Source organism: Cardiobacterium sp. (genome assembly GCF_057314735.1).
On the sequence record NZ_DBHKZK010000071.1, the window covers coordinates 1 to 24,604 of the forward strand.

The window sequence follows — 24,604 nt, forward strand, 5'->3', positions numbered from 1 at the left end:
ATACATACAAATTTGAATGGCTACGCCGAATTCCCCCCTCCCCTGCAGGGCGCGCAGCGCCCGCAGCGGGGGAGGGTCGGGGTGGGGGTGAGCGATATTGCTCATGAACTGAAATTATCGCTTTTTCAATTATTTACCGCCCTCGCCCCAGCCCTCTCTCTTGCTGCGCAAGCAATACTTGTCGCTACGCGAGCAAAGCTTGTCCCACAGGGACTGGAACAGCTCGCGCAGCGAGAGAGGGGGCATATTGGCTGTTTTCCCGGTTTTCAGTTCCCTACACAAGCACACGGAAAAATGCGATTCCACAAGATTTTGAACAGGCTCTAACCGCCCCTACGTTTTCAAGATTATTGGCGTAGCTTGCAACAAATCACCCCATCCCCAAAAAAGGAAACCCCATGTATCTCATCAATATCACCGTCAATTAAGGTCTTTCCGCAGAACAACACGAAACCCTGTTCGCGCAGCACTCCGCCTGGTTCAAAAAACATTTCGACGCGGGCGTCTTTCTCATGCTCGGCCTTTATATAAACAGCGACAAACCCGCCGGGGTCATTTTCGCCCACACCGACCGCGACACCCTGCAAAAAATTCTCGAAGAAGACGTCTATTACCCGGACAAAGCGCAATACGAAATCCGCGAATTTGCGCCGAAACTTATCGCCGCCAACCTGCCCGAATTTGCGGGCAAATAAATCGCAAACTCAAAGGAGCATCCATGAAAGACATCCTGATCATCTGCGGCCACCCCGATTTACAACAATCCGTCGCCAATAAAACCATCATCGAAACCCTCGAAAAATCCCTGCCGCAGGCAGAAATCCACCGCCTCGATACCCTCTATCCCGATTACCGCTTCGACATTGCTGCCGAACAGGACTCCTTGCTTAAAGCTGATATTATCGTCTGGCAATTCCCCTTTTCCTGGTACAGCATCCCCGGCGTGATGAAACTCTGGCTGGACAAAGTCTTTCTGCACGGCTTCGCCCACGGCGCACAAGGCAAACTCGGTGGCAAAAAACTGCTGCTCTCCTTCACTACCGGCGCACCGGAAAGTGTTTACCAAAAAGGCGGCTTCTTCCGCCATACCATTGAAGAATACCTGCCGCCCATTGAAACCATTGCGACGCTGTGCAATCTTGAATACCAGCCGCCGATTTACACCACCGGCATCAGCTATATTGACCGCGCCAATGAAGCAGCCATCAACGCGCAAAAAGAACTTGCCAAAGCGCACGCCGAAAAACTGATTGCCGCACTGAAAGCGCTGGCGGCATAACACCGCAAAACCATGAAACTCATCTGCCTCGAAGAACACGTTCTCGACCCCGCCACCGCCCAGGCCTCCATGCCCGCCGCGCTGGCCGCCGCGCCGTACCTGCCCGATTGGGGCAAAACCGTCCGCGACGGCAACAACCCCGACCGCAGCCGCCCGCAAGTCATCGCCAACACCGACTCCACCCGCAAAGGCATGGACTGGGACGCCGAACGCCTCGCCGACATGGACGCCGCCGGCATCACCATGCAAGTCCTCTCGCTCGGCGGCTTCCCGCAATACGCACCGCCCGCCGAATAACCCGCGCTCAGTCAGGCGGTGAACGACCGCCTCGCCGCCACCGTCGCCGCCCACCCCGACCGCTTCGCCGCCTTCGCCACCCTGCCGTGGTCGCGCCCCGATGCCGCCGTCAAAGAGCTGGAACGCGCCGTGTGCCAACTCGGCCTCAAGGGTGCGCTCATCAATGGCCGCCCCGCCGAAACCTTCCTTGACGCCCCCGCATACAGCGACCTCCTCGCCGCCTTCAACGAACTGCAAGTACCGCTTTACCTCCACCCCGGCATCCCCGTCCCCGCCGTGCAGGCCGCCTACTACAGCGGCTTTGCCCCCGAACTCGCCGCGCGCCTGTCCATGTTCGCCTGGGGCTGGCACAACGAGGCGGGCATCCACCTGCTGCGCCTCATCCTCTCCGGCGCACTCGACCGCAACCCGCACCTGCACATCATCAGCGGCTACTGGGGTGAAATGCTGCCGTTCTGGCTGCAACGCCTCGACGACAGCATCCCGCAAGCCGCATCAAACCTCACCCGCAGCATCACCGACACCTTCCGCCAACAGGTGTACGTCAGCCCCAGCGGAATGCTCACCCGCCCGCATTTCAACTTCATCTACGAACTGCTCGGTGCGGAACGCATCCTCTATTTACTCGACTACCCCTACCAAAGCCTTGACGGCGCACATGAATTTATCAACGCGCTGCCCGTTACCGACGCCGAAAAAGCACAAATCGCCCACGGCAACGCCGAACGGCTGCTGCGGCTGTAAACGTAGGGTGGGGCTTGCCCCACCGCGAGCGACACGATTGCGGGAACGAATGCACAAAATCCCGCCGATCCACACCCTCCCCCTGTGGGGGAGGGGACGAGGCTCCCCATGAAAAAGGCGTCCGCCTTTTTCATGGGAACCCGGGGTGGGGTTACTGGCGGAACGCCCGCTGTTCACAAAAACCCCACGCAAACCGCCTACACTGCCCCGTCACAAAACCCACGGATAACCCATGAAAAAAACCACAATCCTCATGACTGCTCTCACCGCCGCCAGCACCCACGCCGCGCCCGTTTTCAACATCTTTGAACTCGGCATAAAAGACGGCCAGAGCGCCGCCTACGACCAAATCGGCGACGAAAACATCCGCACCTCGCTCGCAAAAGAGCCGGGAACCCTCGCCATGTATTTCGTCAAACAAAAAGACAATCCGCAAATGGCATACATGATCGAAATCTACGCCGATGACGCCGCCTACCAGGCGCATATCCAGTCGCCGCAATACCAAAAATTCCGCGAAGCCTCGCCGCAAATCCTCACCGACCACAAACACAAATACAACATCGAGCCGCAATACCTCGGCGACAAAAAAGTCGAACAGAATAAAAACACCCGCACCAACTTCGTCAGCGTCACCGTCAAACCGGAAGCCAACGAGCCGTTCGCCAAAATCGTCAAGGCAGAAATGAGCGAATTCATCGCCAAAGAAAACGGCGTGCGCGCCATTTACGCCGCTACCGACAAAGACCAGCCGAACAAATGGTATTTCTTTGAAATCTACGACGATGACGCCGCCTACCAAAGCCACCGCGACAGCCCGCATTTCCAAAAATACCTGAAAGAAACCGCCGAGCTGCTGCAAGACAAAACCTTTACCGAAATCACCCCGACCCTGCTGCAAAACCAAGGCGGACTGGAATACACAACGCCCTGAATATCCCCGCCCGCACCCCGCTCCGGCGGGGAATTTTATGCGCCCTGCCCTGTCCCTCCCGTACAATAGCGCCCCCTTCCCACCGCCAGCCCGCATGAACCTCGCCACCATCCACACCCGCGCCCCCTTGAGCATGCACGCGCCGCTGGTGCGGGTCGAAGTCCACCTTGCCAGCGGCCTGCCGGCGATGACCCTCGTTGGTCTGCCGGAAAAAGCCGTGAAAGAAAGCAAAGACCGCGTCCGCGCCGCTATCTTGAACAGCGGCTTTGAGTTCCCGGCAAAACACATCACCATCAACCTCGCCCCGGCAGAACTGCCCAAAGACGGCGCGCGTTACGACCTCGCCATCGCCCTCGGCATCCTCGCCGCCTCCGGGCAAATCCCGGTAGACGCCACCGCCGCGCACGAATACCACGGCGAACTCGCGCTGAGCGGGCAACTGCGCCCGGTGAGCGGCATCCTGCCCTGCGCGCTCGCTGCAAACGACGCCCGCCGCGACATCATCACCGCCCCGGAAAACCACCACGAAGCGGCGCTGGTCGCGCCCGATAATGTCCACAGTGCCGGCAGCCTCGCCGAACTTGCCGCCATCCTGCACGGACAGCGCCCCTGGCCTGCGCCGCCTGTTGCCGCCATGCGTCCGCCGCGCCAATACCCCGACTATGCCGACGTCATCGGCCAGCACCAGGCAAAACGCGCCCTGCTCGTCGCCGCCGCCGGCGGTCATCACGTGCTGATGAGCGGGCCGCCCGGCACCGGCAAATCGATGTTGGCGCAGCGTTTCCCCGGCATCCTGCCTGCGATGAGCGACAACGAGGCGATAGAAAGCGCCGCCATCCGCTCGCTCGCCGGCAGCGGCTTCAACCCCGCCGACTGGCGGCAGCGCCCCTACCGCGCGCCACACCACAGCAGCTCCGCCACCGCACTGGTCGGCGGCGGTTCCTACCCCAAGCCGGGCGAAATCAGCCTCGCCCACCACGGCGTCCTCTTTCTCGACGAACTGCCCGAATTCGACCGCCGCGTCCTCGAAATGCTGCGCGAACCGCTGGAAAACGGCCACATCACCATCAGCCGCGCCGCGATGAAAAGCGACTTCCCGGCGCGCTTCCAACTCATCGCCGCAATGAACCCCTGCCCCTGCGGCTACCACGGCGACCCCGAACGCGCCTGTAGCGACACCCCCGACCAAATCGCGCGTTACCGGCAAAAAATCTCCGGGCCGCTGCTCGACCGCATCGACATCCACCTCACCGTCGCCCGCCTGACCCCGGCACAACTGCGCGAACAACACAGCCCCGGCGAAACCAGCGCCCAGCTGCGCGCGCAAAGCGAAGCGGCACGCGCCATTCAGCAACGTCGCCAAGGCCGCGCCAACGCCGAATTAAGCGGGCGCGCACTCGAACAACACCTGCACGCCGAAGCGGACGTCCTGCCGCTGCTCGACCGCGCCGCTGAACGGATGCACCTCTCGATGCGCAGCTACCAGCGCATCCTCAAAGTGGCGCGCACCATCGCCGACCTTGCCGCAAGCGCCACCGTCAGCCGCGCGCACCTCGCCGAAGCCCTGCAATACCGCAGCGACAGCGCATGAGCCGCCTCCGCCAACTGCGCCTCGAACACCTGCGCAACCTCGCCGCCACCACGCTGGAACTGCACCCACGCTGCACCCTCATCAGCGGCAAAAACGGCAGCGGCAAAACCGCACTACTCGAAGGCATCTACCTCTTGGGACGCGGCAAAAGCTTCCGCGAAAACCAGACGCGCCACCTCATCGCCCACGAGCAGCCCTATTTCCGCCTCATCGCCCGCATCGAAAAAAACGGCGCAGAGCATCTGCTCGGCATCGAAAAAAGCGCACGCGACAGCCGCCTGCGCCTGGACGGACAAAACCTGAAAAACCTCGCCGCGCTTGCCGCCCTCACCCCGGTACAAATCATCAACAGCGACAACTTCGCCCTCATCGACCAGGGGCCCGAACGCCGTCGCCGCTACCTCGACTACGGCCTCTACTACCACGACCCCGCCTTCCTTCCCGCCTGGCAGCGCTACAACTACGCACTGAAAAACCGCAATGCCGCCCTGCGGCGGAACTGGCGCGCATCAGACCTCGCCCCCTGGAACCAACTGCTCGGCGAAAGCGGCGAACAAATCGACGCGCAGCGCTGCGCGTACCTCGCCAAACTCGAAGAAACACTCAACACCTACCATGCCGAACTGGGCGGCTTTGACCGCATCCAGCTCCACTACCAGCGCGGCTGGGCGGCAGAACAACCACTCGCCGCCCTGCTCGACGCCAACAACGAACGCGACGCGCTTTTGAAACACACCCGCGACGGCATCCACCGCGCCGACATCCGCTACCTCGCCGGCGGCCGCGACATCGCGCACCACTACTCGCGCGGCCAACAAAAAACCCTCGTTTGCGCGCTCATCCTCGCGCAAACCCGGCTGATTGCCGCTGACAGCGGCACCGCGCCCATCATCCTCATTGACGACATCGCCGCCGAACTCGACCACAACCGCCAACAAAAACTGCTGCACTTCCTCGCTGCGAGCGACTCACAACTCTACATCACCCACATTGACGGCGGCCTCGAACTGCCGCCCGCGCTTGCCGACCACCAGCGGCTGCACATTGATGCGGGCGTTATCCGCGAAGCAAGCTGAACGAGGCCGATGCGCTGGTGGCAGGCGCAGACAAAAAACCTGATAATCCCCTGCGGGCACTGCCTGCCCTCAACCCAAACCCAAGGAGAAACCATGAACACCTTACCGTCCAAAACCCTGGTACTGACGCTACTACCGCTCATTCTCGCCGCCTGCGGTGGCGGTGGTGGCGACGCCCCCGTCGCGGACAACCCGCCCGCGAACACCAACACCAGTCGCCCGTCCACCTCCACCCCGACAACACCCCAAAACCCGACGGACAACCGCCGCACGAGCCCGACAAACAACACCAGCCGCCCCGCCGCGCCAACCAATACCGCCGCCAACCGCCCCCTCGATGCCGACGAACAGCGTGCATTCGCAGCGAGCAAAACAAGCGCCTATCCACCCATCTGGAATGGCCGCGACAAAGTCGAACCGCTGCGCATCACCGCAGGCAACGCCACCCTGGCCTCGTTTGACGGTAGCATCTCGCGCAGCGACTTCCGCAGCCTGCCTGCGGGTTTCGCCACCCTCTCCGGCGACGTGAGCTACCTCAAAACCGGCAGACACTACCAAACCACGGTGCGCAGCTACCAAGGCTTCCGCAGCGGCGTTGTCACCAGCCATGCGCCCAGCCAGGGCTTCGCCTACAGCGATGACTACGGCATCAACACCCTGGTCAGCCAAATCCCGCAAAGTGGCAAGGCAACCTACAGCGGCATCGCATTCGACCGTAACGAACGCGGCACCCTCACCTATGACATTGATTTCTTTACGCGACTGGGCGAAGGGCGCATCAACGGTCTCAGCCGCTACGGCACCATTTCCCTGCATCCGGTACAGCTGCAAAGCAGCGCCGACAAAGCGGGCTTTGTCGGCAGCGCCAGCGCCACTGGCCATGCCCCGATGGAATACCGCGCCGTCCTCTACGGCAGCAACGCCGAAGAAATCGCCGGCTCCGTCACCAATACGACCGAACTGGAACACATCGGCTTCCACGGCAGCCGCGGTGACATTACCCCTTAGAACCTGTTCAAAATCTTGGGGGAATCAGATTTTTCCGTATGTTTGTGTAGGGAACTGAAAGCTGGGGAAACAGCCAATATGCCCCCTCTCTCGCTGCGCGAGCTGTTCCAGTCCCTGTGGGACTGGGACAGCTCGCGCAGCGACAAGCATTGCTTGCGAAGCAAGAAAGAAGGCTGGAGTGGGGGTAGTAAAACCCTTGAAAAACAGTAATTTCAGTTCATGAGCCATATCGTTCACCCCCTCCCCGACCCTCCCCCGCTGCGGGCTTCGCCCTGCAAGGGAGGGGGATTTTTCAAATTGCAAACAGCCTCTAGGAGCTGTTTACAATTTGAATCTCTCCCCCTGCAGGGCAAAGCCCGTAGGGGCGGTTAGGACGAAGTCCGTAACCGCCCGAACGATAGTAATTGGTCATAACACGATGATTTTGCGCGTAGGTTGGGTTAGCGCGCAGCGCGTAACCCAACAACAGAGTATAGCGATACACCGAAAGTCTCAGAGCCTGTTTATAATCTCAGTAAGACATAAGAACATTGCGGGATGAGAAAAGCATACCCCAGCGATATTAGTCGCGAACAGTTCGAACACATCCGTCCATTACTGGAAAGCGCACGTCAAAAAACCAGGCCACGGCACATAGACCTTTATGAAGCCTTCTGCGCCATCCTCTACTTGTTGCGCACTGGCTGCCAGTGGCGTGCATTGCCCGGCGACTTCCCCAAATAGACTACTGCCTATTCCTATTTCCGCATCTGGAGCGAACCCCGTGAGGGTGGCAGCCTGCTTGAGCAGGCATTAAAAAAATCTGGTCAGCGCGACACGGGAAAAAACAAAACGTAAAGCTGCAACCACATTCCTGATAGTGGATGCACAAAGTGTCAAAAACACCGACAGCGCGCGGGAGAAGGGCTACGACGCAGGCAAGAAGGTATCCGGTATCAAGCGGCATATCGCGGTGGATACCCAAGGACTGCCGCACGCGATAGCGGTGACGACAGCAGATGTCACCGACCGCAACGGCGCTTTGCAGATGCTGCAAGGGAGCAAGGGAAACCTGACGGAAGTGAAGGCGGTGTTATTATGCGACGGCGGCTATACGGGCAAGCCGTTTGCCGAAGGGGTGGTGGCAGCGCTGGGCAGGGAAGTGGAAGTACAGATTGCCAAACGCAGTGAATTGCACCGGTTCAAAGTGATGCCGAAGCGTTGGGTAGTAGAGCGCAGTTTTGCCTGGTTGGAGAAAAACCGGCGGTTGTGGAAGAACTGCGAACGCAAGCTCAATACCAGCTTGCAATTCATATGCTTGGCTTTCTTGGGATAGGATTGCTGCTCAAAAGATTTTGAACAGGTTCTCAGCATACATCTCGGGACACACTAAAATAATTTATAATATAATCAATATGTTGACAGGTGTCCGCTACGCGAATGTGCGGGAACGGTAGAACCGTATTAAGGCTGTCTACAATTGGCCATAACACGATGATTTTGTTCGTAGGTTGGGTTAGCGAGGCGTGAGCAACTGGAACAGCTCGCACAGCGAGAGACCCAACAAGCCGAATACCGATATATCCCGTTGTTTGGTACGGCTGCATCTAGCCCAACCTACAAAGCCTCACGGCTGAATTACAAACAGCCTATAGCGTCCATACAGTAATTTTTTACAGGGAAAGACGAACCACGAAGCCATTTTGTGACAATTCTGCACAGGGTTGAAATCCAAAATAAAAGCCGGTCAGAAACCGGCTTGATAGAGAAGGGACAAAAATTATCGTTTTGAAAATTGGGTTGCACGACGAGCTTTGTGCAAACCAACCTTTTTCCGTTCAACCTCACGCGCGTCGCGGGTTAGGAAACCTGCTTTGCGCAGCGGTGCGCGCAATTCTTCGCTATACGCACGCAGAGCACGAGCGATACCGTGGCGAATTGCGCCGGCCTGTCCGGTAGTACCGCCACCGCTGACTGTAATATAAAAGTCAAAGTTCTCTTTCATATCGACAACTTCAAGCGGTTGACGCACTACCATACGGGCAGTCTCACGCCCAAAGTATGCATCCAGCGGTTTTTGATTGACGATAATATTACCGCTGCCACGGCGCAGGAATACGCGGGCAGATGAAGTTTTGCGACGACCGGTAGCGTAGTATTGTTCTGACATGACTAATCCTTAAATTTCCAGGGCAACCGGCTGTTGAGCGATGTGTTGGTGCTCACCATCGGCATAGATTTTCAGTTTCTTCAGCATGGCACGACCTAGCGGTCCCTTGGGCAACATACCTTTTACTGCAATTTCAAGAACTTTGCCAGGATTTCTGGCTTGCATTTCATCAAAGGTAGTGCTTTTCATGTTGCCAATATAACCGGTGTGGCGGTAGTAAACTTTGTCGCTACGCTTCTTGCCGGTAACACTCAGCTTTGCTGCATTGACCACAATAATGTAGTCACCGGTGTCAATGTTGGGGGTATATTCAGGTTTGTGCTTGCCGCGCAGACGCAGGGCGATTTCACTGGCCAGGCGTCCCAGTGTTTTGCCTGTGGCGTCAACCAGATACCAGTCGCGCTCAAGCGCATCGGGCTTGGCAGTAAATGTCTTGGACATAATTATGTTCTCCGAACACGAAAAATGAAGGGCGCGAATAATACATAAACATTTGCATCGCTGCAACTTTATTGCGTTTTTTCCTTTGTGAGGGAGGATTTTGATGGACCGTGCAGAAGCGATTTTAGTGCGACTGCAGTTTCTTTGGTATGCGCCCGCCGCCCGCTATGAAAGCGCACCAGCGATTGCAGCAGTTTGCGTATTTCAGGGCTTTCCCAGTCTGTTACTCCGCTTGATAGCTGTTCTACGCTTCCCTTGCCATATCCACTGGACGAAGGTACAAATATGGCATTATTTCCTTTGAAATCAAGTTGATAAAAAGATGCCTCTTGTGTAATTTCCGGGAACAGACCCAAGTGGGCAAGCAACGCATATTCAAGCCTGCGCAAGGCACTTTCGTCTGCTTGCTGAAGTGAGTGCAGGTATTGGATGAAAACCGAAGGCGCCGGTTCATCGAATGGTAACAGACCTAGCAGGATTTCATTTAAATAGTGCGCGTTGAGTAACCGCGCGGGAGCTGGGGTAAGGTCGTACTGGAGAACAGCCTGCCTCACGCTGGCAAACTCTCCCTTCCGCTGCCCAGAGAAACTGAATAGTCGAAAAGGAGCGTAATTATTTGTTTTTCTATGTGTTTTTTCTTGAGGGATATAAGCATGGGCACAAAAAAAACCGTGATTAAATGTAAATATATCAATGAGATATCTGTTTTCTTTATAAGGTTGCCGATGCAAAAAAAAAGCAGGCTCTTGGTCAAAGTGTAACATTTGCGCAAAAGATGGTGTTATAATTGCAATTTGTTTAGAAAAGGCAAGGATTACCTGTGCTACTGATGATTGATAATTACGATTCGTTTACATACAACCTCGTTCAGTACTTTGCTGAACTGGGGCTTGACGTTGCCGTCTATCGTAATGATGAAATTTCGATTGAGCAAGTACGCACCCTGTCACCAAAATACATCGTGATTGGGCCGGGGCCCTGCTCTCCGGCAGAGGCACAAGACACCAACACGATTATTCGCACATTTGCCGGACACATCCCTATGCTAGGTGTTTGCTTGGGGCATCAGTGTATGGCGTATGTATTTGAGGGCAAAGTGACTCATGCGCCAACTGTAATGCACGGAAAAATATCAAGTGTTTTCCATCTGAATGAGGGCTTGTTTCACAAGTTGCCAAATCCTCTGCAAGTAGTACGTTATCACTCCCTGACAGTCTCACCCCAACAGTTGCCCAAGGGATTTGTGATGACTGCCTGGACTCAGGATGGAGCCGAACCAGTAGTTATGGGAATGCGAAATGTCTCTCTTATGATGGAAGGGGTTCAATTTCATCCTGAATCGTTCTTGACAGAATGCGGCCATCAAATACTGAACAATTTTATTAAAATGTTTGCAGAAAACAGGAAGGTTAATGCATGAGTGATTATGATCCTTTAATTAGTTATATGGTGCAGCATAAAATTTGCACACCAGAACAAATCAGAGAAGTCCAGATTAGTGCCCAAAAAAAGCGTGGCAGTTTTTTGCAGCAATTACTAAGTGATGGCCTGTTAGATGGGGTGCGACTGTCGCAAATTAATCGGGAAGTTTATAATCTACCGCAAGTTATGTTGCGTGAAATAGATATTCGTCGTGAACTAACCGCGCAATTCCCGGAGACTGTTGTACGCAAACATATGGCTTTGCCAATTTATGCGAATGGTGGTCGATTGTTTATAGCAACTTTTGATCCTTCTAACCGTATTATGTTAGAGGAGTTTAAATATCAAGGGAAATTTACTTCAGTTGAGCCCATTATAGCTGATGTTGGAGTGATCGAAGCACTCATTGAAGATCACTATGCTGGTGTAGGCGGCATGGAAAGCGTCTTCGATGAGGATGATGAAGAAAAAAATCTTGATGCTATTAGTGAAGCATTAGGAAATATTGGTGCAAATGAGGAAGAAGCACCAGTTGTCCGTTTCGTATCTGGTATGTTGATGGATGCGATCCGCACAGGTGCTTCAGACTTACACTTTGAGCCCTATGAAAATACTTATCGAGTACGATTCCGCCGAGACGGTGTGTTGCAGGAAGTTGCAGCACCTCCCCCCAGTATTGCCAACCGGATTACGGCGCGTCTCAAAGTTATGTCAAATCTAGATATTGCTGAAAAACGTGTCCCACAAGATGGTCGCATTAAACTGCAAGTTTCTGAAACTAAGGCTATAGATTTTCGGGTTAGCTCGCTTCCTACATTGTGGGGAGAAAAAATAGTTTTACGTATACTTGATAGTTCTGCCGCTAAATTGAATATCGATGTATTGGGGTTTGAGCCTGATCAAAAACAACATTATTTAAATGCCATAAATAAGCCTCAAGGTTTAGTATTGGTAACTGGTCCAACAGGCTCAGGGAAAACAGTATCTCTTTATACAGGTTTATCAATTTTAAATAAACCAACGGTTAATATTTCAACAGCAGAAGATCCGGTAGAAATTAACTTGCCCGGAATTAACCAGGTAAACGTGAATACAAAAACTGGATTGGACTTTGCTGCCGCATTGAAGGCTTTCTTGCGACAAGATCCAGATATCATCATGGTAGGGGAAATTCGAGATATTACGACTGGCGAAATCGCTGTCAAGGCAGCACAAACGGGACACTTGGTTCTTTCTACACTACACACTAACGATGTGCCACAGACCATTGCCCGCTTGGTCAATATCGGTATTCCCTCTTATAACATTGCAGCAAGTGTGAATTTAATTATGGCGCAACGTCTGACGAGAAGGTTATGCAGTCATTGCAAGACACGTGATCGAAGACATAGTCATGATGAATTAATTGCACTAGGATTTGCAGAAGATGAAATTGATGAATTACGCATTTATGCTCCTAAAGGTTGTGAACGATGCAGTTATCAAGGTTATCGCGGGCGTGCGGGGATTTATCAAGTCGTTCCAATTTCTGAATCGTTATCGGATATGATTTTGCAAAATGCATCCGCTGCAGACATTGCAGAGCAATGTCAAAAAGAGGGCTACTGGGATTTACGCCAGTCAGCATTAAACAAAGTACGTCAAGGACTTACTAGTATTGAGGAAGTCTTGCGTGTAACAACAGACTGATATTTTAAGAGGAAGTTATGGAAACCAAAAAAGAATTGAAGACCTATCAATGGAAAGGCAAAAACAAGCTGGGAAAGGAGATTTCTGGCGAAAATGACGCTAAAAATGATGCAGTATTAAAGGCATTCTTGGCAAAACAGGGACTTATTAACGTTACCGTCAAAGAAAAGCCTAAACCTTTGTTCGAGTCTAAAGGAAAAATAAAAAGCAAAGATATTTTATTCTTTACGCGACAAATGGCGACTATGTTACGTGCAGGTATGCCAGTATTGCGAGCTCTCGATTTGGTGGGAGAGAGTATCGAGAAGCCTTTAGCTATGCGTGAAATGGTTTTTGATCTTTATGAGCGTATCCAAAATGGTGCTACGTTAGCAGAAGCAATGCGTGCACACCCATTGCAATTTGACGATCTCTATACAAGCCTTATTGCAGCAGGTGAAGATGCTGGTATGCTTGAATCCACCATGGATAATATCGCTCTTAACTTGGAAAAGGGAGAGGCCACCAAGAAGAAAATTAAAAAAGCCTTAACATATCCGTCAATAGTAATGATTTTTGCTGTTATTGTTACTGCGGTACTTCTAATTAAGGTTATTCCTGTATTTGCCGAATTCTTTACTTCTAACGGTGGTCAGCTGCCAGGATTGACACTAATGGTAGTTGCTATATCGGACTTTATGGTAAAGAAAGGAATGTATTTTTTGATTGCCCTAATATTTCTTGGGTATGCTTTTTTCTATATCAAGCGTCGAAACAAAAATGTACAAGAAAAAACAAATATTGTCATGTTCAAGACACCTCTAATCGGAGGGATATTAAAATGTGGTGCAAATGCCCGGTTCGCACGCACAATGTCAACCCTGTTTAATGCTGGCGTTCCCTTGATGCGTGGTTTGCAGGCTACAGCTCCTGCTACTGGTAGTGTTTTATATGAACGAGCTGTTTACGAGATTCGTGATGACGTACAAAACGGGCAGCAAATGAGTTTTGCCATGAAGAATACCGGACTCTTCCCTACTATTGCCGTTCAGATGACCGCAATTGGTGAGGAATCCGGGAATTTGGGTGAAATGCTGGGTCGGGTAGCGACTTATTATGAAGAAGAACTTGATTGGCGTATTGATAATTTAACAGCGATGATTGAGCCTGCTATTATGGCTTTCTTGGCAATTGTTGTTGGTGGTTTGATTATTGCCATGTATCTGCCAATCTTCAATTTGGGACAATTGTTCTAATGGTTATAAATTCCATGATTTTTCACACACCAATTGGAATACTACTAGTTGGTATCATTGGTTTGATGGTAGGCAGCTTTCTTAATGTGGTTATTTACAGATTGCCTGTAATGTTTCAAAGAGAGGAAAATTTTTATGCCTGGGAAACCTTAAATAACCCTGATGAAGATGAGGAAAAATCCGAAAATAACCCATATAGACAGCTTGAAACTTTTAACTTGATGTTACCAGGGTCGCATTGTCCCGAATGTAAGGCACAGATTCATTTTTGGCAAAACATCCCTGTTATCAGCTATTTATTACAGCGTGGACAATGTGCTAGTTGTGGTACTAAAATTTCTATACGTTATTTACTGGTAGAATTATTGTGTGCTGCGGCAAGTATTTTGGTTGTTTTAAAATACCCTGAACCATGGCAATTGGGGTTTGCGTTGTTGCTAACATGGGGATTATTGGCACTTATTTTTATTGATGCGGAAAATCAGATATTGCCAGATTCTTTGACGCTTCCCTTGCTTTGGTTAGGTATTCTGGCAGGTTGTATTGATAATGGTCTTTTTATCAGTTTGCGCAGTAGTGTCATCGGAGTCATAGTTGGATATTTGGTTCTATGGTCCGTTTACTGGTTGTTCCGCCTGATTATGGGAAAAGAAGGAATGGGGTACGGTGACTTCAAATTGCTGGCTTTGCTTTGTGCTTGGCAAGGTATTGTCATGTTGCCATTTATTCTATTTTTTTCCGCAGTTACGGGATTGATTTTTGCCATTATCAACCGGATTGGGCGAGGAGTTCCTATGGCCTTTGGTCCTTATTTGGCAATCGCAGGCTGGTTGACATTTATGTATGGTGGTGAAATTGCACAATTGACCGGACTTTCTCTGTAAACCATGATTATTGGGTTAACGGGCGGTATAGCCAGTGGCAAGTCTTTATGTAGCGACTGGTTTACCGCTCGTGCTGTTTCTGTTATTGATGCGGATGTGATTGCGCGAAAGGTGGTTACCAAAGGCTCTCCCGTATTGCAGGAACTCGCTGCCGCTTTTGGCAATGACGTTTTGCAGGATGATGGCAATCTGAATCGTGCCACGCTACGTACACGGGCTTTCGTGAATGATGATGCCAGAGCGTGTTTGAATACCATTATGCAGCCACGCATTCGCGAGCGCTTGTTGCAAGAGCTGGAGCGTGCGCCGCGGCAACCGTATCGAATTTTAAGCGCGCCGCTACTTTTGGAGAATCGGCTGGATGCATTATGTGATGTGGTATTAGCTGTCGATGTTTCTGAAAGAACACAACTGGAACGTGGCAGCCAGCGCGATCAACAGCAACAAGCTGCAATCGCTGCTATTATCGCGGCACAAATTTCACGTGCGGAACGTTTACAGCGTGCAAATTTTATTGTCGATAATGAAGGAGATACTGCTCAAACGTATGCACAACTGGAGCGACTGCATCAATTCTTCCTCGCTTTGAATTAAGACTACAGGCAATAAAAAAGCGGAGTGCTTGCAAGCTACTCCGCTTTTTTATTGGCAACGATGGCCTGTCAATCAGGCAAAAATGGTTTCCCATTCACTACGATGATCCAGCAGGCGCTTTGCCAATGCTTTCGCGCCTTCCAAACTGTGGCTTGCCGCCCAGCCGCATTGTACTTCATTGCAGGCGGGTACTTCGGTTGCATTCAATACGTCTTTTAACGTTTCTTCAATCAGATTCAGCGCTGTTTGATAATCCGGCTCGTTGAGGAGCGAGACATAAAAACCGGTCTGGCAGCCCATCGGCGAAATATCCACTACGTGCGCGTTATGATTGCGCGACAATTCCGCCATTAAATGTTCCAGCGAATGCAGCGCAGGCATTTCCATATGGTCTTTGTTGGGTTGGCAGATACGCAAATCGTATTTGTAAATGACATCGCCATTCTCCCCCTGTTTTTTGTCCGCCAGACGCAAATAAGGCGCTTTGACTTTGGTGTGGTCGAGATTAAAACTTTCGACATTCATGCGTTTTGTCATAAATAACTCCTGATTAAAAACTAAAACCGCTTTGGCGAGAACCAAAACGGGCGACATTGTGCCACAGAAGCGGCAATACCGCGTGGTTGGCGTAGGGAACGCGCGGAAACCCGCTATAATGCGCGCCCGTTTTTTATACCCAAATTTCCCATGCGACACGTCGAACTGCTTGCCCCCGCCGGCTCCCTGAAAACCATGCGCTACGCCTTCGCCTATGGCGCGGATGCCGTTTACGCGGGCTCGGCGCGCTATTCCCTGCGGATGCGCGGCAACGAATTCACCGACGACAACCTGAAAGACGGCATCAGCGAAGCACACGCGCTCGGCAAACAGTTCTACCTCACCGTCAACACCCAGCCGCACAACTACAAACTCGATACCGCGCTGCGCGACCTCGCCCCCGCCATCGCCGCCGCCCCGGATGCGCTCATCATGTCCGACCCCGGCCTCATCATGACCGTGAAAAACGCCTACCCGGCGCTGCCGATTCACCTTTCCGTGCAAGCGAACACCGTCAACTGGGCGACCGTCAAATTCTGGCAAAACAACGGCATCAGCCGCGTCATCCTCTCGCGCGAACTCTCGCTCAAAGAAATCGAAGAAATCCGCCAGCGTTGCCCGGAAATGGAGCTGGAAGTCTTCGTCCACGGCGCGCTGTGCATGGCATATTCCGGCCGCTGCCTGCTCTCCGGCTACTTCAACAACCGCGACCCCAACCAGGGTACCTGCACCAACGCCTGCCGCTGGAAATACAAAACCCACGGCTCCAGCGAAGAAGAAGAAGGCGAATTCATCCCCACGCCCGACCTTATCTTCAGCCCGGAGGCACTCACCGGCCTCACCGACACCCGCGAGCGCCACCCGCTCGCCGACGGCGTCTATTACCTCGAAGAAGAAAACCGCCCCGGCGAATACATGGAAATCACCGAAGACGAACACGGCACCTACATCATGAACAGCCGCGACCTGCGCGCCATCGAGCACGTTGGCGCGCTGGTGCGCATCGGTGTCGATTGCCTGAAAATCGAGGGGCGCACCAAATCCTTCTACTACGCCGCACGCACCGCGCAACTCTACCGCCAGGCGATTGACGACGCCTACGCCGGGCGCGCATTCAACCCGGCGCTCAACGCCAAACTGGAAGGACTGGCCAACCGGGGCTACACCGACGGCTTCTTCGTCCGCCGCCAAATCAAGGCGCAGCAAAACTACGCCAGCGGCACCTCCAATGCCGCCACGCAACAGTTCGTCGGCGAAGTCATCGCCTACGATGCCGCAACCGGACTGGCCACCATCGAGGCAAAAAACCATTTCAAAAGCGGCGACAGCATCGAAATCATCCAGCCGGGCGGCAACCGCGAAATCATCCTCGGCGAACTTTATGATGCCAAAAGCGGCGAGCCCGTCCCCGCCGCCAAAGGCAGCGGCTGGCAGGTCAAGGCGGCGATTGGCGCGGTTGACGGCTATACCGTGCTGGCAAAGAATCGCTGAATCGGAAGCGCCACCAAATTTTTATGCCTGCGTGGATTTATGGACAAACCCCGCGTACCGCATGGGCGCGGGCGGCAAGGGTAATGCTGCCGTCAGCGGCGACGGGCAGACGGTCGCGTAGCGCATCACGCACGTTTTGCCGCGCCGCTTCCGGCAGGGCGGCGAAGCGTTCGCCGATGCTGGCGCTGTCCTGCAAGGCCTGCCAGTAGGCGGCAAAATCCGGGTAGCGCTGGCGCACGGTAAAGGCGGCGGTAGCGACGTCTTGCAGTCCGGCGCGTTGCCACAACGCTTGCAATTGCGGCAGCGCGGTGCTTTCGTCTGCGGCGGCGCGGTCGGGCAGGACGCCGAGGTCGCGCAGGATGGCGAAGGCGGTGTAGTACGGGAAGCCTTGCGGCAAGTCCCAAATGTAGGTGGCCACCGTGCCGCCGGGGCGGACGACGCGCCGCATTTCGGCGACGGCGCGGCCGGGGTCGTCAATAAAGACGATCACCAGCGGCATCACCGCGACGTCAAAGCGGGCGGCGGCGAAGGGCAGGGCGGTGGCATCGCCTTCGTGCAGTTGTACGCTTTCGCGCAGACGGTCGCGGGCATGGGTGAGCATCGCGGGTTCGCGGTCAAGGCCGTGCAGTTCTGCCGCGGCGGTACGTTCAGCGAGCAGCGCGGTAAAGGCACCACTGCCGCAGCCGACATCGAGCCAGCGCAGTCCGGGCGGCAGCGCGAGCCAGTCAAGGAATGATTCGCCTGCGGCGCGGCTCCAGCCGCCCATATAGCGCTCGTAGGCGGCGTTTTGGAAGGTACTCATGGTTTTGTTATTTCTTTTTGCGTGTCTGTTTGATTAGCGGGATTACCGCCGCCAATATGAAAATAAACGGCACTAGATATTGGCCAAAAATGGCGGGACTTTGCCAAATGGAGGCGACAACTTGACTCGTTTCCGTTAGTGTAGGCATATTGGGTCGGATAGCGTAATAGTGAAGTACAACATAGCTGATAACTACCAAAATACTATTCAGTCAGCACGGCATTTTGGCGGCGAGTTCTATCATGTCTTCCATATCGCTTTTTCTTTTTGCCATAGGTTGTCTCCTTAATAAAAAATGGTGGGGCAAGCCCCACCGGATGAATCGCTTTATAGTTCTTTCACTTCCCACGGCAGGCCGTAGGCGGCGAGTGCGTCGAGGAACGGATCCGGGTCGAATTGCTCCATGTTATAGACGCCCGCCTGATGCCATTTGCCTTGCAGCATCATCATCGCGCCAATCATTGCCGGGACGCCGGTGGTGTAGGAAATGGCCTGTGAGCCGACTTCGGCGTAGCAGGCTTCGTGGTCACAGATGTTATAGATGTAAACGGTTTTTTCTTTGCCGTCTTTTATGCCTTTGGCGACGCAGCCGATACAGGTTTTGCCTTTGGTGCGCGGGCCGAGTGAGGCGGGGTCGGGCAATACGGCTTTGAGGAACTGGATGGGGATGATTTCTTTGCCTTCATACATGACGGGTTCAATGGAGGTCATGCCGACGTTTTCCAATACTTTGAGGTGATTGAGGTAATTGTCGGAGAAGGTCATCCAGAAGCGCGCGGTTTTGATTTCCGGATAATGTTTGACGAGTGATTCGAGTTCTTCGTGATACATCATGTAGATGTTTTTTTCGCCGATTTGCGGGAAATCGAAGACGCGCTTGTGCGAGAGCGGCGGGGTGATTTGCCAGCCGCCGTTTTCCCAGTGTTTGGCTTCGGCAGTGACTTCGCGGATGTTGATTTCCGGGTTGAAGTTGGTGGCAAAGGGCAGGCCGTGGTCGCCCGCGTTGGCGTCAATGATGTCCAGTTCGTGAATTTCGTCGAGCAGGTGTTTTTTGATGTAGGCGGTGAAAACGTTGGTCACGCCCGGATCGAAGCCGCTGCCGAGCAGCGCCATGATGCCGCGTTCCTTGAAGCGGTCGTGATACGCCCACTGCCATTTGTATTCAAATTTGGCTTCTTCCGGCGGCTCGTAGTTGGCGGTGTCAAGGTAATCGACGCCGGTGGCGAGGCAGGCGTCCATGATGTGCAGGTCCTGGTACGGCAGGGCGACGTTGAGGACGAGGTCAGGCTTGATGCGCTCAATCAGCGCAGTAAGTTCGGCGACATTGTCGGCATCCACCGCCGTAGTGGCGACTTTGACGCCGTATTTGGCGTGGACAGCGGCGGCAATCGCCTCGCATTTGGCGACGGTGCGGCTGGCGAGGGTGATTTGGCTGAAGACGTCTTTTGCCTGCGCGCATTTGTGGACGACGACGTTGGAGACGCCTCCGGCGCCGATGATAAGGACGTGGGACATGGTTTGCTCCGGTATGAATGAGGCGGCGGATTATACAGCGGCGGCAGGGAATTTTCGGGCGTGTGCGGATGTGGTAAATCCACCACACAACGTCATCTTGGCAAAACGGGGGGTTAGCAAATGGCGTTACAAACAGTTACCGAATACACCACAACATATAGTGTTTTTATGCCGTTTGGAACGCTGAAATACACCAGTACTAGAAATCCCTGCTAAGCCAATGAGAAACGAAAAAGGGTAAACCTTCGCCTTTGTTGCCCCCCAAAATCCTCCTAAAATGAGCTGCCGTTTTTACTTAAAAATTGACCCGCCGTCTCTGGTTTGGCGGGATTTCCTTTGTCTCCACCCGCCCGGACGCCCGCCATGACCCGCAACCTCTTTGAACACCGCCTGCAAATCAAGCCCTACGAATACCCGGAACTGCTCGAATTCAAGGACGCCATCCGCCATTCCTACTGGCTGCACACCGAATTCAACTTCACCGGCGACATCCAGGACTACAAAACCGTCATCACCCCGGCAGAGCGCACCGCGCTCACCCGCGCCATGCTCGCCATCTCGCAGGTGGAAGTGAGCGTCAAGCGCTTCTGGGGCGACCTCTACCGCTACTTTCCCAAGCCGGAAATCGACGACGTCGGCGGCACCTTTGCCGAAAGCGAAATCCGCCACAAGGACGCCTACTCCTTCCTCCTCGAAAAACTCGGCATGAACGAAATGTTCAGCCAAATCCGCGAATACCCGGCGCTGATGCGGCGCATCGAATACATGGAAGACTTCATGCGCGACAAGGACATTGGCCGCGAGCGCTTCGTGCTGTCGCTGGTCATGTTCTCGCTGTTTGTGGAGCATATCTCGCTCTTCGGCCAGTTCCTCATCATCATGTCGTTCAACAAACACCGCAACCTGTTCAAAGGCATATCGAATGCGGTAGAAGCGACCTCGAAAGAAGAAGAAATCCACGGCCGCTTTGGTATCGCCCTCTACGGCATCATCCGCGACGAACACCCGCGCCTGTTTACCCCCGACTTCTACGACGAACTGAAAAAACTCGCCGACCACGCGCTCGAAGCCGAACGCGGCATCCTCCGCTGGATCTTTGAAGACGGCGACCTGGATTTCATCACCCTCGACACCGTGGAAAACTACATCACCAACCGCTACAACAACTCGCTGGAAATCCTCGGCATCAACGCGCCCTACCTCGTTGACCCGAAAAAACTGCGCGAAACCGAGTGGTTCGACATCGAAATCCTCTCCGGTAAAGAGCACGACTTCTTCTACAAACGCAGCACTGACTACAGCAAAAAAATCAAACAAATTACGGCGGATGACCTCTTCTAAAACCATTCCCGGCGGCTATTTACATACACCTTGAGCGCTCAAGTGTATGTATAACAATCGAACTGCCCCCTCCCCTGCAGGGCGAAGCCCGCAGCGGGGGAGGGTCGGGGAGGGGGTAAGCAATATTATTGATGAGCCGAAATCCCGATTTTTTCAATCAATTACAGCCCTCACCCCAACCCCTCTCCCAAAGAGAGGGGGGCTTATCCGCCGAATTGCAAACACCCCCTAGCTCGCAAACCTCGCTGCTGATCCGCCCATCGCCCCAGCCTGTTTACATACACCTTGAGCGCTCAGGTGTATGTACAACAGACGAACTGCTCCCTCCCCGTGGGGGAGGGCTGGGGTGGGGGCAGCAAACCATCCGCAGCGCGACAAAACCCAAACGACCGAACCCAACCTGTTTACATACACCTTGAGCGCTCAAGTGTATGTAAACCAATACCGAACCACCCGGCACCCGGAACGCCGTCCACCCGACAACATCAAGGAACACACCCATGACCCACACCGCACCCACCCGCCCCGACTTCGCCTGGCTTACCGAAGACAGCCGCCTCTTCCTCCAGCGCGGCTACCTCCTGGACGGCACCACCCCCGAAGACCGCATCCGCGCCATCGCCGCGCACGCCGGCAAAATCCTCAACGACGACACCTTCGCCGCGCGCTTCCATCACTACATGGCGCGCGGCTACTACTCGCTCTCCTCGCCCATCTGGTCCAACTTCGGCCTCAGCCGTGGCCTGCCCATCTCCTGCTTTGGCAGCTACATCGACGACTCCATCTACGACATCATGCGCACCACCGCCGAAGTCGGCATGATGAGCAAAATCGGCGGCGGCACCAGCGCCTACTTCGGCGCCATCCGCCCGCGCGGCAGCGACATCAGCAACAACGGCAAATCCGACGGCAGCTTCAACTTCAGCAAACTGTTTGACACCATCATCGACGTCATCTCGCAAGGCACCTCGCGCAAAGGCCAATTCGCGGGCTACATCGACATCGACCACGGCGACATCGACGAATGGCTGGACATCCACACCGAAGGCAACCCCATCCAGCTCATGTACTACGGCGTCTGCATCAGCAACGCCTGGCTGGACGCCATGAAAGCGGGCGACCCCGAAAAACGCCGCGTCTGGGCAAAAGTGCTGCGACGCAAAGCCGAAACCGGCATCCCCTATCTCTTCTTCAAGGACAACGCCAACGCCGGCCGCCCGGACGTTTACAAAGACCGCGACATGACCGTGTACGCCTCCAACCTCTGCACCGAAATCATGCTGCCCGCCAGCGACGAAGAAAGCTTCGTCTGCTGCCTCTCCTCCATGAACCTGCTCCACTACGACGAATGGAAATACACCGACGCGCCCGAAGTCCTCACCCAATTCCTCGACGCCGTCATGAGCGAATTCATCGACAAAAGCGCGGACATCCCCTTCCTTGACCGCGCCCGCCGCTTTGCCGTGCGCCACCGCGCGCTTGGCCTCGGCGTCCTCGGCTGGCACAGCTACCTGCAGGCAAACCGCATCGCCTTCGACAGCTTCGCCGCCATGCAAAAAAACAACGAAATCTTCCAACTGCTGCAACAAAAAACCCTGGCCGCCTCACAGGCACTCGCGGAAAAATTCGGCGAACCCGAACTGCTCAAAGGCTATGGCCGCCGCAACACCACCCTGATGAGCATCGCCCCGACCAAATCAAGCAGCTTCATCCTCGGCAGCGTCTCGCCGTCCGTAGAGCCCTTCAAATCCAACTACCACGTCAAAGACCTCGCCAAAATCAAAACCACCTACAAAAACCCGTTCCTGGTAAAACTGCTGCAAGAAAAAAAACTCGACAACGAAAAAACCTGGGAAAGCATTTTGCTCAACGACGGCTCCGTACAACACCTCGCAGCCCTCAATGACGAAGAAAAAGAAATCTACAAAACCTTTGCCGAAATCAGCCAACTCGCCGTTATCCAGCAAGCCGCGCAACGACAAAAATACATCGACCAGGGACAAAGCATCAACGTCATGATTCACCCCGAAACCCCGACGCGCGACATCAACCAGCTCTACCTCACCGCCGCCGAACTCGGACTTAAATCCATCTATTACCAACACAGCATGAGCGCGGCACAACGATTCAACCGAAACCTGTTGAATTGCAGCAGTTGTGAGGGCTAAGCTAAAATCTTGCGAAAGAGGAAAATATGGAAATTAATAGTGTTGCTGATTTGGCAAACGCTCTTGCTGAATTGGGGGAACCTGCCCCGGAACATACAAGATTTTTCCGGGGGCATGGAGATAAGAGCTGGAGGTTGCTCCCCAAAATATACCGAGAAAAGTATCTTATAGAGAATGAAGACAAAATTATAAAAGATGCTCTAACATATTGTCCAGGTTACTTTTCTTCAAGCAGCACCTTATTTGAAAAATTAGTTTTATTGCAGCATTATGGTTATGCAACACGCTTATTGGATTTAACTTCAAATATTTTGGTTGCATTATATTTTGCATCCTTGCCCCAAGAAAAATCATTTATAAATAAGGAAACGGGAGAGAAAATTAATATTAATCCTGAAACTAATGGGGAAATACTAATATTAGATATACCTGACGAGTCAATAAAATATGATGATAGCGATACTGTCTCTATATTATCTGCTATAGCGCTTAGAGATAAATATTTTAATATAAATGAATTTATTGATGATGTAGATTTCAGTAGCTTTAATCAAACCACCAAAAATGCGATTAATTCAGGAATTAAGCCAATAGAAGAGAAAGATTTTCCGGAAATAAACGAATTATGTCGCCAGATTTTTAATTCTATATTTGAGCGTGAGAAAAATTTTAATAACTCAGCAGATATTACAAAGCTATGTAATGATATAAAGAAGGAAAAACCATATTTTACACCTAGCATTAAACCTATAACTCTTTCTGAGATTATATGTGTTCGCGCAAAATTAACCAATCCTCGCATTTTAAGGCAGCAAGGTTCCTTTCTTTTGTTTGGTATGAATAATGAAAAGATAAAGTGTGCAGATTATATGGAATTAATTATGGGAAAATTTACTATTTTAGCTAAGAGTAAGAAAAACATCTTGCATGAATTGACATCTTATGGAATGAATAAAAGCTATCTATTCCCAGAATTAGATATGCAAGCACAAGATATTATGAATAAATATAAGTCCTAGATTAAGGTTTACACTAAAGCCTAAAAAACATTCTAAAACCCGCCATAGAGTGCGCCTTGGCGCACCGCCCAATCCGCAAAACCGCCGCATCGCCTTCGCCAAATGCCGATTTACATACACGAAAGCGGGAAAGGTGTATGTATAACGCCATACGGCTTTACAAAAAACGAACACCCGCCGGGCGACGCTCCCGGTTTTTTATACCCGCCATCAATGGCTGCCTTGCAAGCGATAACCGCAAAACCACGTTCGTAGGTTGGGTTAGCGAGGTACGAGCGTAACCCAACAAACTGAATGACGAACCTGTTCCGTTATTGAGTTACGCGCTGCGCGCTAGGGGCTGTTTACAATTGGTCTAACCCCTTGAAAAAACGAAAAACGGCAGGAT

The 24,604-nt window shown here is 53.0% G+C and carries 25 protein-coding genes and 1 pseudogene; 20 read left to right on the plus strand and 6 right to left on the minus strand.

Features of this window, described 5'->3' with window-relative positions; all coding sequences use genetic code 11:
• The 11 genes and pseudogenes from ACO54Z_RS10640 to ACO54Z_RS10690 all read left to right on the plus strand — a co-directional run.
• On the plus strand, positions 1-327 hold a 327-nt coding region (locus ACO54Z_RS10640), incomplete at its 5' end, for a hypothetical protein (protein ID WP_485996988.1).
• A gap of 128 nt (positions 328-455) precedes the next feature.
• The gene (locus tag ACO54Z_RS10645) at positions 456-695 is read left to right on the plus strand and encodes a YciI family protein (protein ID WP_485997008.1); all 240 of its coding nucleotides are present in this window, start codon (positions 456-458) and stop codon (positions 693-695) included.
• A gap of 23 nt (positions 696-718) precedes the next feature.
• Entirely contained in the window at positions 719-1,279 is a 561-nt protein-coding gene (locus tag ACO54Z_RS10650; protein ID WP_485996989.1) for an NAD(P)H-dependent oxidoreductase, read from the plus strand.
• A gap of 12 nt (positions 1,280-1,291) precedes the next feature.
• The gene (locus ACO54Z_RS10655) at positions 1,292-1,576 is read left to right on the plus strand and encodes a hypothetical protein (protein WP_485996990.1); all 285 of its coding nucleotides are present in this window, start codon (positions 1,292-1,294) and stop codon (positions 1,574-1,576) included.
• Between the two features lie 18 nt (positions 1,577-1,594).
• Positions 1,595-2,320, plus strand: a complete 726-nt coding sequence (locus ACO54Z_RS10660) for an amidohydrolase family protein (RefSeq protein WP_485996991.1) — start codon at positions 1,595-1,597, stop codon at positions 2,318-2,320.
• A 232-nt stretch (positions 2,321-2,552) separates the two neighbouring features.
• Positions 2,553-3,254: a putative quinol monooxygenase gene (locus tag ACO54Z_RS10665; protein ID WP_485996992.1), complete on the plus strand. Its 702-nt coding sequence runs from the start codon at positions 2,553-2,555 to the stop codon at positions 3,252-3,254.
• Between the two features lie 94 nt (positions 3,255-3,348).
• Entirely contained in the window at positions 3,349-4,845 is a 1,497-nt protein-coding gene (locus tag ACO54Z_RS10670) for a YifB family Mg chelatase-like AAA ATPase (RefSeq protein ID WP_485996993.1), read from the plus strand.
• The gene (gene recF, locus ACO54Z_RS10675) at positions 4,842-5,921 is read left to right on the plus strand and encodes a DNA replication/repair protein RecF (RefSeq protein ID WP_485996994.1); all 1,080 of its coding nucleotides are present in this window, start codon (positions 4,842-4,844) and stop codon (positions 5,919-5,921) included. Before ACO54Z_RS10670 ends, recF begins: the two co-directional genes overlap by 4 nt.
• 93 nt (positions 5,922-6,014) lie before the next feature.
• Positions 6,015-6,929, plus strand: coding sequence for a factor H binding protein domain-containing protein (locus ACO54Z_RS10680; RefSeq protein ID WP_485996995.1), 915 nt, complete (start codon positions 6,015-6,017; stop codon positions 6,927-6,929).
• Between the two features lie 78 nt (positions 6,930-7,007).
• Positions 7,008-7,139 carry a hypothetical protein gene (locus ACO54Z_RS10685; RefSeq protein ID WP_485996996.1) on the plus strand — a complete coding sequence of 44 codons (132 nt, stop codon included), beginning with the start codon at positions 7,008-7,010 and terminating at the stop codon, positions 7,137-7,139.
• 327 nt (positions 7,140-7,466) lie between these two features.
• A pseudogene (locus ACO54Z_RS10690) lies at positions 7,467-8,244 on the plus strand (IS5 family transposase).
• Positions 8,245-8,688: 444 nt separating this feature from the next.
• On the opposite strand, the gene rpsI reads toward ACO54Z_RS10690, so the two are convergent.
• The 3 genes from rpsI to recO form a co-directional block, all read right to left on the minus strand.
• Positions 8,689-9,078: a 30S ribosomal protein S9 gene (gene rpsI / locus ACO54Z_RS10695; protein WP_298081499.1), complete on the minus strand. Its 390-nt coding sequence runs from the start codon at positions 9,076-9,078 to the stop codon at positions 8,689-8,691.
• A 9-nt stretch (positions 9,079-9,087) separates the two neighbouring features.
• The gene (gene rplM, locus ACO54Z_RS10700; RefSeq protein WP_298081500.1) at positions 9,088-9,519 is read right to left on the minus strand and encodes a 50S ribosomal protein L13; all 432 of its coding nucleotides are present in this window, start codon (positions 9,517-9,519) and stop codon (positions 9,088-9,090) included.
• A gap of 68 nt (positions 9,520-9,587) precedes the next feature.
• Positions 9,588-10,283: a DNA repair protein RecO gene (gene recO, locus ACO54Z_RS10705; protein WP_485996997.1), complete on the minus strand. Its 696-nt coding sequence runs from the start codon at positions 10,281-10,283 to the stop codon at positions 9,588-9,590.
• Positions 10,284-10,348: 65 nt separating this feature from the next.
• On the opposite strand from recO, the gene ACO54Z_RS10710 reads away from it, so the two are divergent.
• The 5 genes from ACO54Z_RS10710 to coaE are packed head-to-tail and all read left to right on the plus strand — an operon-like array spanning position 10,349 to position 15,343.
• Positions 10,349-10,939 carry an anthranilate synthase component II gene (locus ACO54Z_RS10710; RefSeq protein ID WP_485996998.1) on the plus strand — a complete coding sequence of 197 codons (591 nt, stop codon included), beginning with the start codon at positions 10,349-10,351 and terminating at the stop codon, positions 10,937-10,939.
• Entirely contained in the window at positions 10,936-12,630 is a 1,695-nt protein-coding gene (pilB, locus tag ACO54Z_RS10715; protein WP_298081503.1) for a type IV-A pilus assembly ATPase PilB, read from the plus strand. The genes ACO54Z_RS10710 and pilB overlap by 4 nt, the downstream gene beginning before the upstream one ends.
• A 17-nt stretch (positions 12,631-12,647) precedes the next feature.
• Complete coding sequence (locus ACO54Z_RS10720) at positions 12,648-13,865, plus strand: type II secretion system F family protein (protein ID WP_298081504.1); 1,218 nt, start codon at positions 12,648-12,650, stop codon at positions 13,863-13,865.
• 14 nt (positions 13,866-13,879) lie between these two features.
• Positions 13,880-14,749, plus strand: a complete 870-nt coding sequence (locus tag ACO54Z_RS10725; RefSeq protein ID WP_485996999.1) for a prepilin peptidase — start codon at positions 13,880-13,882, stop codon at positions 14,747-14,749.
• Between the two features lie 3 nt (positions 14,750-14,752).
• On the plus strand, positions 14,753-15,343 hold the full coding sequence (coaE, locus tag ACO54Z_RS10730) for a dephospho-CoA kinase (RefSeq protein ID WP_485997000.1): 591 nt from the start codon (positions 14,753-14,755) through the stop codon (positions 15,341-15,343).
• A gap of 72 nt (positions 15,344-15,415) precedes the next feature.
• On the opposite strand, the gene ACO54Z_RS10735 is transcribed toward coaE, so the two are convergent.
• Positions 15,416-15,880 carry an S-ribosylhomocysteine lyase gene (locus ACO54Z_RS10735; protein WP_485997001.1) on the minus strand — a complete coding sequence of 155 codons (465 nt, stop codon included), beginning with the start codon at positions 15,878-15,880 and terminating at the stop codon, positions 15,416-15,418.
• Positions 15,881-16,030: 150 nt separating this feature from the next.
• On the opposite strand from ACO54Z_RS10735, the gene trhP reads away from it, so the two are divergent.
• Positions 16,031-17,371, plus strand: a complete 1,341-nt coding sequence (gene trhP / locus ACO54Z_RS10740; protein ID WP_485997002.1) for a prephenate-dependent tRNA uridine(34) hydroxylase TrhP — start codon at positions 16,031-16,033, stop codon at positions 17,369-17,371.
• Positions 17,372-17,408: 37 nt separating this feature from the next.
• On the opposite strand, the gene ACO54Z_RS10745 is transcribed toward trhP, so the two are convergent.
• Positions 17,409-18,173: a class I SAM-dependent methyltransferase gene (locus ACO54Z_RS10745; RefSeq protein ID WP_485997003.1), complete on the minus strand. Its 765-nt coding sequence runs from the start codon at positions 18,171-18,173 to the stop codon at positions 17,409-17,411.
• Positions 18,174-18,500: 327 nt separating this feature from the next.
• Complete coding sequence (locus ACO54Z_RS10750; protein ID WP_485997004.1) at positions 18,501-19,688, minus strand: saccharopine dehydrogenase family protein; 1,188 nt, start codon at positions 19,686-19,688, stop codon at positions 18,501-18,503.
• 363 nt (positions 19,689-20,051) lie between these two features.
• Here ACO54Z_RS10750 and ACO54Z_RS10755 point away from each other — a divergent pair, with 363 nt between their 5' ends.
• The 3 genes from ACO54Z_RS10755 (at position 20,052) to ACO54Z_RS10765 (ending at position 24,216) form a co-directional block, all read left to right on the plus strand.
• Complete coding sequence (locus ACO54Z_RS10755; protein ID WP_485997005.1) at positions 20,052-21,029, plus strand: ribonucleotide-diphosphate reductase subunit beta; 978 nt, start codon at positions 20,052-20,054, stop codon at positions 21,027-21,029.
• A gap of 500 nt (positions 21,030-21,529) precedes the next feature.
• Complete coding sequence (locus ACO54Z_RS10760; protein ID WP_485997006.1) at positions 21,530-23,197, plus strand: ribonucleoside-diphosphate reductase subunit alpha; 1,668 nt, start codon at positions 21,530-21,532, stop codon at positions 23,195-23,197.
• 26 nt (positions 23,198-23,223) lie between these two features.
• Positions 23,224-24,216, plus strand: coding sequence for an FRG domain-containing protein (locus ACO54Z_RS10765; RefSeq protein ID WP_485997007.1), 993 nt, complete (start codon positions 23,224-23,226; stop codon positions 24,214-24,216).
• The last annotated feature ends 388 nt before the right edge of the window (positions 24,217-24,604 follow it).